Source organism: Telluria beijingensis, from assembly GCF_030770395.1.
Lineage (GTDB): Bacteria > Pseudomonadota > Gammaproteobacteria > Burkholderiales > Burkholderiaceae_D > Telluria > Telluria beijingensis.
This window is the reverse complement of sequence record NZ_CP132480.1, coordinates 2,990,789-3,003,650: the sequence shown is the minus strand read 5'-3', so window position 1 is coordinate 3,003,650 and position 12,862 is coordinate 2,990,789. Positions and strand designations below refer to the sequence as shown.

General features: G+C 68.7%; 13 protein-coding genes and 1 pseudogene. 9 read left to right on the top strand and 5 right to left on the bottom strand.

Annotated elements, in window-relative coordinates; translation table 11 throughout:
- Positions 1-57: 57 nt before the first annotated feature.
- The 4 genes and pseudogenes from Q9246_RS13305 to blaOXA all read left to right on the top strand — a co-directional run bounded on the left by Q9246_RS13305 (position 58) and on the right by blaOXA (position 3,744).
- On the top strand, positions 58-441 hold the full coding sequence (locus Q9246_RS13305) for a BlaI/MecI/CopY family transcriptional regulator (protein ID WP_306398029.1): 384 nt from the start codon (positions 58-60) through the stop codon (positions 439-441).
- A complete protein-coding gene (locus Q9246_RS13300) occupies positions 438-2,159 on the top strand; it encodes a M56 family metallopeptidase (protein ID WP_306398027.1) in 1,722 nt (573 codons plus the stop codon). Before Q9246_RS13305 ends, Q9246_RS13300 begins: the two co-directional genes overlap by 4 nt.
- Positions 2,160-2,169: 10 nt before the next feature.
- Positions 2,170-2,988: pseudogene (bla, locus tag Q9246_RS26530) on the top strand (subclass B3 metallo-beta-lactamase); the annotation flags it as partial.
- Positions 2,977-3,744 carry a class D beta-lactamase gene (blaOXA, locus tag Q9246_RS26525; RefSeq protein ID WP_422802385.1) on the top strand — a complete coding sequence of 256 codons (768 nt, stop codon included), beginning with the start codon at positions 2,977-2,979 and terminating at the stop codon, positions 3,742-3,744. The pseudogene bla and the gene blaOXA, both read left to right, overlap by 12 nt.
- Before the next feature lie 4 nt (positions 3,745-3,748).
- On the opposite strand, the gene Q9246_RS13290 is transcribed toward blaOXA, so the two are convergent.
- The 5 genes from Q9246_RS13290 to Q9246_RS13270 form a co-directional block, all read right to left on the bottom strand.
- On the bottom strand, positions 3,749-5,203 hold the full coding sequence (locus Q9246_RS13290; protein WP_306398024.1) for an FAD/NAD(P)-dependent oxidoreductase: 1,455 nt from the start codon (positions 5,201-5,203) through the stop codon (positions 3,749-3,751).
- Positions 5,204-5,494, bottom strand: a complete 291-nt coding sequence (locus Q9246_RS13285) for a (2Fe-2S)-binding protein (protein ID WP_306398023.1) — start codon at positions 5,492-5,494, stop codon at positions 5,204-5,206. It lies immediately after the preceding gene.
- Positions 5,487-6,686 carry an NAD(P)/FAD-dependent oxidoreductase gene (locus tag Q9246_RS13280; protein ID WP_306398021.1) on the bottom strand — a complete coding sequence of 400 codons (1,200 nt, stop codon included), beginning with the start codon at positions 6,684-6,686 and terminating at the stop codon, positions 5,487-5,489. Before Q9246_RS13280 ends, Q9246_RS13285 begins: the two co-directional genes overlap by 8 nt.
- Entirely contained in the window at positions 6,683-7,612 is a 930-nt protein-coding gene (locus Q9246_RS13275; RefSeq protein ID WP_306398020.1) for a dihydrodipicolinate synthase family protein, read from the bottom strand. Before Q9246_RS13275 ends, Q9246_RS13280 begins: the two co-directional genes overlap by 4 nt.
- A gap of 97 nt (positions 7,613-7,709) precedes the next feature.
- A complete protein-coding gene (locus tag Q9246_RS13270) occupies positions 7,710-8,246 on the bottom strand; it encodes a helix-turn-helix domain-containing protein (protein ID WP_306398018.1) in 537 nt (178 codons plus the stop codon).
- Positions 8,247-8,521: 275 nt separating this feature from the next.
- Here Q9246_RS13270 and Q9246_RS13265 point away from each other — a divergent pair, with 275 nt between their 5' ends.
- From Q9246_RS13265 to Q9246_RS13245, 5 genes are all read left to right on the top strand, one after another.
- The gene (locus Q9246_RS13265; protein WP_306398017.1) at positions 8,522-8,824 is read left to right on the top strand and encodes a DUF3311 domain-containing protein; all 303 of its coding nucleotides are present in this window, start codon (positions 8,522-8,524) and stop codon (positions 8,822-8,824) included.
- A complete protein-coding gene (locus Q9246_RS13260) occupies positions 8,821-10,323 on the top strand; it encodes a sodium:solute symporter family protein (RefSeq protein ID WP_306398015.1) in 1,503 nt (500 codons plus the stop codon). Before Q9246_RS13265 ends, Q9246_RS13260 begins: the two co-directional genes overlap by 4 nt.
- Before the next feature lie 97 nt (positions 10,324-10,420).
- Positions 10,421-10,927, top strand: a complete 507-nt coding sequence (locus tag Q9246_RS13255; RefSeq protein WP_306398013.1) for a VOC family protein — start codon at positions 10,421-10,423, stop codon at positions 10,925-10,927.
- Between the two features lie 43 nt (positions 10,928-10,970).
- The gene (locus Q9246_RS13250; protein ID WP_306398011.1) at positions 10,971-11,375 is read left to right on the top strand and encodes a RidA family protein; all 405 of its coding nucleotides are present in this window, start codon (positions 10,971-10,973) and stop codon (positions 11,373-11,375) included.
- Positions 11,376-11,434: 59 nt separating this feature from the next.
- On the top strand, positions 11,435-12,853 hold the full coding sequence (locus Q9246_RS13245) for a carbohydrate porin (protein WP_306398009.1): 1,419 nt from the start codon (positions 11,435-11,437) through the stop codon (positions 12,851-12,853).
- Positions 12,854-12,862 lie beyond the last annotated feature (9 nt).

The window sequence follows — 12,862 nt, the reverse complement described above, 5'->3', positions numbered from 1 at the left end:
ACAGCTGTGCGACAGTTGTCGCATCATTGCGTCAATCGTCGCAATGGAGTGTTTGTCATGGCCGTCCCCTCGATCTCCGAACTGAGTCTGCTCAAGGCCCTGTGGCGCCAGCAGCCGCTGAGCGCCCGCGAAATCCACGACGCGGTCGTCGGAGAGATGGCGTGGTCGTATTCGTCGACCCGCAAGACGCTCGAACGCATGCTCGAAAAAGACATGGTGCGCCAGGAGCAGCGTCACGGCGTGCAGGTGTACGAGGCGGTGAGCGACAAGGTCGACACGCTGGCCGCTTTTGCCCACGACTTCGGCCGGCGCGTGATGGAGATCGATACGCCGCTGCCGGTCAATATGTTCACCGGCAGCAAACTGGTCGACGATGCCGAACTGGCGCGCCTGGAGCAACTGCTGAACGACTGGCCGGTCGAGAAGGACGCCGCGCCATGACGGCGCCCGACCAGCTGGCCATCCGCTTCCTGTTCGCCAGCCTCGGCTGCCTGGCGGCGGGGCTGGCGGTGTGGGGCGCGGCCGGGCTGGCGCGGCGCTGGCTGCCGGCGCTGGGCATGCAGCGCTCGACCTGGCTGCTGGCGCAGCTGGCGATCGCGGCCACCTTCATGCTGCTGCTGGCGCCCCCGGGACAGCAGGTGAACATGCTGCCCGTGTTCGAAGTGGACGTGAACGCGGCGGCGAGCCTGCCTGCGGCGCAGCCGGAGCAGGACGTCGGGGCGGTCACGCCGCTTGCCAACGCAGGCCAGCGTTCCTGGCTGGCGTGGCTGGCCTGGGCCTGGGTTCTGGCCTACGTGGCCGGCCTGGCCTGGATGCTGGGCCGCCTGTGGCAGGGCCAGCGCATGCTGGAACGCCTGGCGCAAGGCGGCGCGCGCCAGGCGGCGGCGCTGCCGGCCATGATCGAAGTCGACGCCCCGATTCCGCCGATGCTGGTCGGCCCGTTCAAGCCGCGCCTGCTGCTGCCGCGCTCCCTGCGCGATATGCCTGCGCTGCAGCGCGAACTGATCGTGGCCCATGAACTCACGCACTGGCGCCGCGGCGACCTGTGGTGGTGTACGGTGGGCGCCATGCTGCAGGCGCTGTGCTGGTTCAACCCCGCCATGCGCCGGCTGCGCGAACGACTCACGTGGGCCCAGGAACTCGGTTGCGACCGCGACGTGCTGCGCGGCCGGCCGCAAGCCGAACGCCGCGCCTATGCCGCCGCGCTGGTGGCCCAGTTGCGCATGCAGCATCATGCCGCACATGGCGCGCTGGCCTTTGGCGGCGTCAGCCCGAATACGCTGGCGGCCCGGGTCGAACTGATCCGTGCTCCCGCCGCAACGCGCCATGCGCTGTGGAGCCGCGGCGCCGGCCTCGCCATCCTGGCGCTGGCCTTCGGCGGCAACCTGGCGCTGCAGCCCGCGCTGGCCTGGACCAGCGCACCATTCCGGCTCGACTGCACCATCATGCTCGACGCCGCCAGCGGCGAACGGCTGGTGGAGCAGGGCGACTGCGGCGCGCGCGTCACGCCCGCGTCCACCTTCAATATCGCGGTCAGCCTGCTGGGCTACGACGCCGGTATCCTGCACGACACGCATTCGCCGGCGCTGCCGTTCAGGCAGGGCTATGCCGACTGGCTGCCGGCCTGGCGCACCACGACCGACCCCACGGGCTGGATCCGCCATTCGACGGTCTGGTATGCGCAGGAGGTCACGACCCGCCTCGGCCTCAATGGCCTGCAGTCGTACCTGCGGCGTTTCGACTACGGCAACCAGGACTTGTCGGGCGGCGTGGCCGAGTCCTGGATCGGATCGTCTCTGCAGATATCGCCGCGCGAGCAGACCGCCTTCCTGCGCAAGCTGGTCCGGCGCGAACTGGGCCTGAAGCCCCAGGCCTACGACATGACGGCCACCCTGCTGCGGCTGCCCGACCTGCCCAATGGCTGGAACGTGCATGCCAAGACCGGCACCGCCTTCCTGGCCCCGCGCGATGGCGTGGCCGACCCGCATCTTGCGTATGGCTGGTTCGTCGGCTGGGCCAGCAAGGAAGGTCGCACGATCGTGTTCGCGCGCATGGTCCTCGAACCGCGCCAGGAACGCGGGGCCGCCGGCCCGCTGTTGAAGCAAGCCTTCCTGCGCGAACTCCCGGCAAGGCTGGACGCGCTCCAAACCACCACCTAAGGATATCTTCATGAAGCTCACAAGCCTGGCATTCGCCGCGGCTGGCCTCGTCACGTGCGTCGCACCCGCGACGGCCGATGACTGGAACACGCCGCAGGAACCGTTCGCCCTGTCCGCCGACAGCTATTACGTCGGCACCCGCGGTCTCAGTTCGGTGCTGGTCGCGTCGAAGGACGGCCATATCCTGATCGATGGCGCCACCGCCGAAGCGGCGCCGCTGATCGCAGCCAATGTCCGCAAGCTCGGCTTCAAGGTCGAGGACATCCGCATCATCCTGAACTCGCACGAGCACATGGACCATGCGGGCGGGATCGCCGAATTGCAGCGCCTGTCCGGCGCGGAGGTGAAGGCGACGCCGGCCGCGGCGCCGGTGCTGCGCAGCGGGCAGGCCAGCCGCGGCGATCCGCAATACGGCAGCCTGCCGGCCATGGCGCCGGTCGCCAGGGTGACCGAGGTGCGCGATGGCGAGACCGTCAAGCTCGGACCGCTCGCCGTCACGCTGCACGCGACGCCGGGCCACACCCAGGGCGGCTCGACCTGGACCTGGCGCTCGCAGGCCGCGGGCAAGGCGGTCGACATGGTCTATGCCGACAGCCTGACCGCCATCGGCGCCGGCGCCTTCCGCTACAGCGGCGATCCGGCCTACCCGACCGCGCGCCGTGACATCGAGCGCTCGATCGCGCGCGTGGCGGCGCTGCCCTGCGACGTGCTGGTCTCGGCCCATCCCGAGGCGAGCGGCCTGTGGCAGCGCCAGGCGCGGGGCGCGCTTGTCGACAAGGGCGCCTGCCGCGCCTATGCCGACAAGGGCCGCGCGTGGCTGGCGAAGACGCTGGCGACGGAAGCGAAGACGGCGCCGATCGTGTGGCGCGACGATGCGCGGATCGGCGAGATGTTCGAAAAAGCGGGCGTGACCGGCACCCTGGTCGTGCACGATGTCGCCACCGGCGAATTCACCGGCCACGACCGCCAGCGCGCCAGCATCCGCTACGTCCCGGCCTCGACCTTCAAGATTCCGAACTCGCTGATCGGCCTGGACGCCGGGGCCGTGGCCGATGTGGACGAAGTGCTTCCCTACGGCGGCGGCCCCACGCTCATGCCGCAATGGGCCAGGGACATGCCGTTGCGCGAAGCGATCAGGGTCTCCAACGTCCCCGTCTACAAGGAACTGGCGCGCCGCATCGGCATGCCGCGCATGCGCGAGGGCTTGCGCAAGCTCGACTACGGCAATATGAATGCTGGGAACACGATCGACACCTTCTGGCTCGAGGGACCGTTGAAGATCAGCGCGGTCGAGCAGGTGCGCTTCCTGGGCCGGCTGGCGCAGGACAGGCTGCCGTTCCCGAAGCCGGCGATGGCGGCGGTGCGCGAGATCGTTCGCCAGGAGGGCGCCGCCAATCTGTACGCCAAGACCGGATGGTATATGCCGGATGATCGCAAGAACCAGATCGGCTGGTGGGTCGGCTGGGTCGAAAAAGACGGCAAGGTGTATGCCTTCGCCATGAATGTCGACATCACCGACGACACGGTGGCCGCCAAGCGGGTCCCGCTCGGCAAGGCGGCGCTGCAGTCGCTCGGCCTGTTGTAGCCGCCTACCTCAATGTGTCCTGCAACTGCGCCAGACTGATCACCGACACCGGTTTCACCGGCGCCCGCGCCGTGTGGTGGCCGAGGCAGTCGACCGGCTTGCCGGTCGCTTCGCTGAGCATCTGCGCGGTCGTGTGCTGGCAATAGCGACCCTGGCACATGCCCATGCCGGTGCGGCAGGCCAGCTTGACGCTGTTGACGTCGCTGACGTGCGGATTCCTGTCCAGGAAATCGCGAACCTCGGCGGCGCTGACTTCCTCGCAGCGGCACACCAATGTATCGCCGCTGGCCAACCGCGCCAGCGCCGCCATGTTCGGGGCGAAGAAATCGCGCACGACGTCGCTGAAGCGGTGCGCCTTGCGGATCGCACGCTGCACGGCATCCAGTTCGTCGTCACCCGGTCGCTGCCCAGGCGCCGCCAGCGTGCGCGCGATGTCCAGCGCCGCCAGCCGGCCCTCCAGGTGGGCCAGTTCGGCGCCGCCGACGCCGCCCGGCTCGCCCGCCACCCAGACCCCGTCCACGCTGCTGCGCATGGTGGCGTCGCGGCGCACGATCCAGCCGCCTTCATCGGGCTTGTAGTCGACCGCGCAGCCGGCCTGGCGCGCCAGCTCGGTCGATGCCAGCAGGCCGTAGCCGATGACCAGCGTGTCGGCCTCCACATGGCGTTCGGTGCCGGGCAGCGGCCGCCAGTCGCGGTCGACGTCGACCATGGTCGCGCCGTCGACGGCGTCGGCGCCGGATGCGGCCTTGATCATGCTGCCGAAGCGCAGCGGTACCCCATGCCGCTTCAGGTTCCACGCGGCGCGCGCCGCCTGCAACATCAGGCCAAGATGGCCGGGCACGGCGCGCCAGCCGCGCAGCAGTTCTCCGATGGCGGGACGCGGGCGCGCGAACGCGACTTCCGCCACCTCGGCGCCGGATGTCAGCAGCAGGTCGGCCACCAGCAGCAGCAGCGGATGCGAGCCGGCCAGCACGAAGCGGCTGCCCGGACGCAGGAACTGGCTTTTCAGCAGGGTCTGCACGCCGCCGGCGCTCATCACGCCGGGCAGGGTCCAGCCGGGGAAGGCCACCGGCAAGTCATAGGCGCCGGTGGCGACCAGCAGCGCGCGTCCGTTCAGCATGGCGCCGGCGTCGTTCTTGCTCACGCCCAGCCGCAGGCACTCCTGCTGCGGGTCGCGGAACACGCCCCAGGCCATGGTCCCGTAATGCCAGGCGATGCGGGTGTCGGCGCGCGCACGCCGCAGCAGCTCGCGGCCGAACGGATAGGCGAGTTTTGCGCCGCCTTCGGGCTGTTTGAAGCTGCCCGGGGGCTGTCGGAAGATCTGGCCGCCCGGCGCATGCTGTTCGTCGACCACGGCCACCTTCAGGCCGCGCGCGGCCGCTTCCAGCGCCGCGCCCAGGCCGGCCGGCCCGGCGCCGACCACCAGCAGGTCGTAGTCTTCATTGTGTTCGGTAGTCATTCAGGACCTCTCGATCCGCATGCCGTCCGCGACCAGGGTCATGCAGCTGCGCGTGCCGGGACGGCCGTCGACCGTCACCGCGCACTCGAAGCACACGCCCATATTGCACACAGGGGCGCGCGGCGCGCCGCGCGCCGTGGTGCGAAAACGGGCGCTGCCGGCGGCCAGCAGGGCGGTGGCGACGGTCTCGCCCGGATAGGCCGTGGTCGGGGCCCCATTGACGAAAATGGTGACCGGCGCGGGGCGCAGGCCGTCGCCGCCGTTGGGTTGGATGCGAAGGGTTTTAAGCAAAGGTCAGGCTCGCGAATCGGTTGGGGTCGTAGCGGCTGACGTCGAAGACGGGGCTCTTGCCGAGCACCTTGTCGGCCAGCACGCGGGCATAAGTGGGGCCGAGCGTGAAGGCAGAGCCGCCGGTGGCGATGAAGGCGCCCGGCGCGCGCGGCACTTCGCCGATCAGCGGCAACTGGTCGGCAATCAGCGCCGTCATGCCGGTCCAGACGCGCAGCACCGGCAAATGGGCCACGCCGGGCACCACGCTGGCCGCGGCCGCCATATTCCCGGCCAGTGAGGACAGCAGCAGTTCGGGCTTGCGTTCCAGGTCGACGATGCCGTGTTCCTGGTGCAGGCGCGCCGGCCAGCCGCCGCCGATCAACACATTGCCTTCGCCGGTCTGCTTCATCGACAGCCGCCGCCCGGCATGCTGCACCAGGTGCGACACCAGCGGCGCGCTGCGCGCGGTAGCCGTCATCGTCAGGCCGACCGGGCTGACCGGCAGTACGGTGCCGGCCATCTGCGCGACCCGGCCCGACCAGGCGCCGGCCGCGATCACGATGGTGGCGGCGCGGCAGTTGCTGCCGTCTTCCAGGCTGGCCTGCCAGCCGTGCGCGGTCCTGGCCAGCGTGGTGACGCTGCAGGCGGTGCGCAGCTCGGCGCCCAGGCGCACGGCGGCATTGGCATAGGCCAGCGCGCAGCGGCGCGGATCGGCCTTGCCCTCGGTGGGACAGAAGGCGGCCGCCAGGATCGACGGCCCCAGGTAGGGCGCGCGGCGCCGCACCTCGTCGCCATCGAGCAGATCGGTCACCAGGCCGCTCGCCCGTTCCAGTTCGACTTTTTGCGCCAGGCGTTCGACCTGTTGCGGCGTCTCGGCCACCATGAAGCCGCCATGCTGGGCCACGCCCAGCGGGCTGCCCAGTTCCTGCTCCAGGCCCGCCCAGGCCTGCTGCGCATGCAGGTGCAACGGCATCGCCTCGGCCGCCTTGCGCGCCGCTTCCAGGCCGTTCTCGATCATCCGGTATTCGAGCTGGAAGTGCAGGCTGCCCGCGTTCTGGCCCGAGGCCTGGCGGTTGATCTGGTCCTTCTCGGCCAGCAGCACGCGGCTGCCGGCCTGCGCCAGGTAGTACGCAACGGCGCTGCCCAGCAGGCCGCCGCCGATCACCAGGGTGTCGACGACGCGGCTGTCGGCGGGAGCGGGCGGCTGCTTCACGCGGCGCCGGTCTCGATGCCGAGGCCTTCGAGCGTGGCGCGCACCTGTTCCACCTCGGCCGGGGTCAGGTCGAGCAGCGGACGGCGCACGTAGCCGGCCGGCACACCGCGCAGGCGCAGGGCGGTCTTGAGGATGGCCTGGGCGCTGCCGAAGTTGCCGGCGAAGTCCTTGTTGAACCAGGCTTTCATGATTACCCGGTCGCGCGCGCCGAGCGCCACCGCGCCGGCCTTGTCGCCGTTCTCGATCAGGCGCCAGAAGTCGGGATGGTCCGAACCGAGCACGCCGCCGGCGCCCATCAGGCCGTCGCCGCGGCCGATCGAGACCAGGTCGGCGCCCAGTTCCGAGGTCGGCACGTTGAAGTAGCGCACCTTGTTGCCCAGCGCGTACAGGCCTTCCAGGAAGCCGGCGAAGTTGGGCGTGGAATTCTTGATCGCGACCACGTGGTCGATCTCGCTGATCTCGCCCAGCAGCTCGGTATCCATGTCGACCACGCAGCCGCGCGGCCAGTTGTAGACGCAGATCGGGATGTCGGTGGCGTCCGAGACGTCCTGGTAGAACTGGACCAGTTCGCGCCGGCTCGGCACCATATAGGGGGGAGGGGTCAGCAGGATGCCGTCCAGGCCAGCCTTCTCGGCGGCGCGCGCATGGCGGATCGCTTCATCGGCGGTATAAGCGTTGCAGCCGCCCAGCACGGTGATGCGGCGGTCGATGGTGCGGCCGGCTTCTTCGAACAGCTGGGCGCGTTCGTGCTCGTTCATGCTGAACCATTCGCCCGAGGTGCCGGCCAGGACCACGCCATGCATGCGCTGCTCGACGTACCACTCCAGCTGCGCGGCGAGGTCGTCCCATGCCATCGCGCCGTCGCGGGTGAAGGGGGTGGTGATGGCCGGGATGTAGCCGGTCCAGTTGATGTCGTTGCGGTTCATGGTGGTCCATTCCAGTCAAAAAAAGGGCGAGCGGGGGCCGCTGGCGGCGCAGGGCGCAGCCAGGACGATGTCCAGGCTCAAAACAACGGTATGCGGCTCAGGGCACGGGCGGCGTGATCGAGACGATCACTTCGGCATCCTCGTTCCCGGCATTGCGGTAGCGGTGCGACTGCTGGGCGTCGAAGGTGATGCTTTCGCCGGCCGCCACGTGGTAGACGGCGCCCGCGATCTCGGCCGTCAGGGTGCCCTTGATTACGTACACGCATTCGAGCGACGGGTGGCGCAGGCCATCCTCGGCCGAGAACTGGCCCGGCGCGAACACGGCGCGCAGCACTTCCATCTGGCCGTTGCCGCGGGTCAGGCGCTCGTAGCTGACGCCGCCCTTGGGGCCCATCAGGGTGGTGCGTTCGCCGGGGCGGCTGTGCCAGACCGACGGCGCGCCGGGGTCGGCGAACAGGGCCGACATCGATTCGCCGAACACCGCGCTCAGGCTGCGCAGCGTGGTCAGGCTCGGTTCGGTCACTTCGCGCTCGACCTGGCTGAGCAGGGTCGGCGAGACGCCCGCGATCTCGGCCAGGCCGCGCAGGGACAGGCCGCGCGCCACGCGCAGGTCATGCAGACGTTTACCAATCACAGGAACTCCTCTTCATGTACAGCCCGGGTGCACGCACCGCAGTACGCACCATTCCGGGGCATTCGTGCATTAATACTGCACGCTCTTTGATTATTTCACCTGCTTTTACGCTTGTCAATTATTTGCTTGTGGCAGGGAATCTACGTGCTTTCCCTCGTTTTTGGCCGGATTATGACAATCGCGTTTAAAAATCTTGACTTCGTACATTTCTTAAAATAAGTTTCGTTGTGCAGTTTTGCTGCACAAACATCTCATCGTATCGAAAAGGTTCCGCCATGAAGTCCGATTTGCATACCGATCCACCCGCACGGGTGATCCGCCGAGGCCACTTGTGGCTGCTGACCTTGCCCTTCGTGTGGCAGCTCGGCATGGCGCCTTTCATCAACGATGTGACCTACAAGCCGTTCGGCCTGCCATTCCCCATGGCCTGGCAGATGGCCGGTGTGATCCTGGCCACGGTGCTGTTCGCGATCGTATTCGAACTCGATCGCCGCGCCGGGGTGCAGGCCGAGGAAGAAGCCTTCATGGCCGCCATCGCCAATAGCGAAAGCGCCCAGGCGCCGGCGGGGCACGCATGAAACTGAGCATCGTACTCCTGCTGCTGCTGACGACCGTGGTCGGCGCCATCGGCTTCGGCCGCGCCAAGACGAAGAACAAGACCGTCGCCGACTGGGCGCTGGGTGGCCGCGGCATGGGCACCCTGCTGTTCTGGTTCATGAACGCCGGTGAGATCTATACCACCTTCGCCGTGTTCGGCATCGCCGGCTATGCCTGGGCGATGGGCGCGCCGGCCTACCTGGCCTTCTGCTCGGTGTCGCTGTCGTATGCCATCGGCTATTTGCTGATGCCGAAGATCTGGCGCGCCGGGCGCACGGCCGGCCTGGTGACCCAGGCCGACTTCTTTGCCGCCCGCTACGAGGCGCCGTGGCTGGGCGTGGTCACGGGGATCGTCGGCATCGGCGCCCTGATCGTGTACGTGCAGATCCAGCTGGTGAGCCTGGGCCTGGTGGTCGCGCTCACCTTCGGCGACGCCGTCTCGCCGCTCGTCTCGCACCTGCTCGCGGGCCTGGTGATGGTGACCTTCGTGCTGTTCGCCGGCCTGCGCTCGGCCGCCTATGCGGCGGCGATCAAGGACATCCTGATGGTGGTGCTGGTCGTGATCCTGGCCTGGACCCTGGCCGACAAGGTCGGCGCCAGCTCGCTGATGGACGTGTTCACCCTGGCCGAGCAAAGCTATCCCGGCATCACCAAACTTCCCGGCATCGATCCGAACGCCACCACCACCGGCATCTGGCTGATCACCTCGGCCCTGAACATCGCGCTCGGCAACTGGGTGTTCCCGCACCTGTTCCAGATTTCGTATTCGGCCCACAGCCCGACCGCGATCCGTCGCAACGCCATCTGGCAGCCGATCTATTCGCTGGCCTTCTTCTTCATCATCGTGCTGGGCCTGGGCGCGCTGGTGGCCGGCACCCAGCCGCCGGGCGGCAACATGAACGCGGCCCTGCTGCAGTTCGTGTCGAACCAGTATCCCGAGTGGGTGATCGGCCTGCTGGCCGGCACCGGCTTCCTGCTGGCGCTGGCCCCGGGCTCGGTGCTGCTGCTGACCGCCGCCTCGATCTTCACCCGCAACGTGGTCACGCCGCTGGCGCCGAACCTGGGCGAGCGCAACGCGCTGCTGCTGTCGCGGGTGTCGGTGGTCGGTTTCGCGGTGATCGCGGTGGCGGTCTCGCTGCTGCAGAAAGGTTCGCTGATGTCGATCCTGCTCAACGCCTATTCGGCCATCGGCATGCTGGCCCCGGGCGTGTTCCTGGCCTTCCTGTGGCGCCGCGCCACCGCCGTCGGCGTCATCTGCGGCGTGGTCGCGGGCTTTACCGCCCTGGTCGCGCCGTTCGCCAAGACCTACTGGGCGGCGACCCTGCCGGGCTGGGAGCCGGGCCTGCTGGCCATGGCCATCAATGCCGTGGTGATGGTGGCGGTCAGCCTCATGACCAGGGCGCCGGGCCGCGCCGGCCTGGCGCTCGGACCGGGCTTGCCGGTGGCGCCGGCGCCGACTGGCAAGGCGGCCGCCGCCTGAGGAACCGCGGCGGCGCCAGCGTGCGCCGCCGCCTTCTTGAAGTTTCGTTCCACCGATGTTCACGCATGACGCACACCGCGTCAGGAAAGGTCACGCCTTGAGCCAAGCACTTATCAGTTTCCGCCGCATCGATCACGTCTCCTGGACGGTCGCCGAGCTGGAACCCGTCATCGATTTCTACCGCCGCGTGTTCGGTGTGACGCCGCTCTACGCCCTGGGACCGCTGGACGCGGCCGACATCCCGCGCGACGCCGAGGGGCGCGACTGGACCGAGGCGCACCTCGGCATTCCGGACGCCCGGCTGCGGCTGGCGATGCTGCAGTTCCCGGATGGCTTCCGGCTCGAGCTGTTCGAGTACCGGCGCCCGCTGGGCGGCAGCAGCGCGCCGCTGCCCAGCAACCACGTCGGCAGCCACCACCTCGGGATCGAGGTCGACGACCTCGAAGCCTCGGCCGCCGTGCTGCTGGAAAACGGCTGCAGCGTGATGGAGCGCATCGCCCTCGACGAGGGGCCGACCGCCGGTTCGGCCTTCCGTTATTTCCGCGACCCGTGGGGCCACATCTTCGAGCTGTGCCAGCACGGCAGCGGTACCCGGGCGCCATGAGCGCATCCGACCAACCCAATCACCTTCGAACCAGGAGCATTCCATGACCCGCCGCGCCATCAATCCCGACACCATGTATGCCAGCGTCCCGTTCGGCTTTTCCCACGCCGTCGAGCAGCAGCCCGGCCGCACCCTGCACCTGGCCGGCCAGGTGGCCTGGGACAGCCAGTACCAGCTGGTGGGCGGCAGCGACGTGGTGGCCCAGGCGCGCCAGGCGCTGGCCAACCTGAAGCAGGTGCTGGCCGCGGCCGGCGCCACCCCGGCCGACGTGGTGCGCATGCGCACCTACATCGTCAACCACGACCCGGAAAAACTGGGTCCGATCTGCGCCGAGATCGCGGCCTTCTACGGCGAGGCCGAGCCGGCCGCCAACACGGTGGTGGGTGTGGCGGCGCTGGCGCTGCCGGACTTCCTGATCGAGATCGAGGTCACCGCCGCACTGGCCTGAACCCGGCCCGCCGTCCTCGAACCGTTCCCGACAATTAACTAGAATGATGGAGTGAGAAGATGAGTAGACTCGACCGAAAGCGCCTGTCCGGCGCCTGCGCCATGGTGTGCGCGATGGGCGCCAGCGCGGCCTGGGCCCAGGCCCCGAATCCGGCCCGCGCCGGCGCCACCGATGCGGCGGTGACCACCGAGGCGGGGCGCCAGGCGGCGCCGCAAAAGCCGACCGATAGCGGCGTGCTGGCCTCGCTGGCCGACAAGGGCATCTATACCCGCCTGATGCTGAACATGGAACTGGCGGCCAATCCCAGCGGCGGCATCGACCAGGGCGCCACCGCCTCGCAGTACGCGGTGGCGGGCGCCGACTTCGACCTCGACCGGCTGGTCGGCTGGAAGGGCGGCAAGGTCCAGGCCACCATCATCGGCATCAAGAGCCGCAGCCTGACCAGCTACTACATCGGCGGCGGCACGTCGGCCCAGGAAAACTCGGCGCCGTTCACGCTGCTGCGCTTCCTCGACCTGAGCTTCCACCAGAACTTCTCGCTGGTGAACAAGAACGACCTGAGCTTCTCGATCGGCCGCATGAGCGCCTTCCAGACTTTCGCCAAGTCGCCGTTCTCGACCCTGTTCCAGAACCACGCCCACAGCGGCGCGCTGTATGGCTTCAGCCAGTCGTCCGGCACCGTGCTGGCGCCGCTGTCGACCTGGGGCGGTCGAATCAGCTACCGGCCGAGCGAGAAGACCTATGTGCATGCCGGCTCGTTCTCGATCGACCCGGCCACGCTGGACGCCGGCACCCACCTGTGGGATTTCAGCTCGAGCCGCATCACCGGCCAGAACTACATGCTCGAGACGGGCTACGAGACCGAGTTCCATAACGATCCGATGCCGCGCCGCGTGCGCCTGGGTATCTGGTACCTCGACGCGGCGCGCAACGACGTCTACCTGAATACGGCAGGGCAGTCGTTCACCCGCTTCGGCGGCAAGCGCCTCACGCACCGCCACGGCAACGGCCTGTACCTGATGGGCGACAGGGTCTTGTGGCGGCCCGACCTGAAGTCGCGCCGCAACGTCGCCATGTTCGGCAGCATGGTGTACAACCGCAGCGATTCGGAAGCGATCAAGTACACGGCCAAGGTCGGCGTGGTCAAGACTGGCACCTTCGCCGGCCGTGACAACGATACCTTCGGCATCGTCGCCAGCACGCTCAAGATGCCGGACAAGCAGGTGGCGTTCCTGAGCGAGCGGCGCGCGCTGGGCGGCGGCACCGGCCGCGTGAACTCGGAAGGCTATGTGCTGGAAGCGGCCTACAGCTATGCGCTGGCGCCGGGCGTGACGGTGGCGCCGAACATCCAGTACCTGCACAAGCCCGATTCGCGCGTGACGCCGAACTACCCGCGCGACATCCAGGATGCGCTGGTGCTGGGCGTGCGCATCAACGCCAATATCGGCGCGTTGTTCAACTTCCCGCGCATCCCGTGATGCTTGACT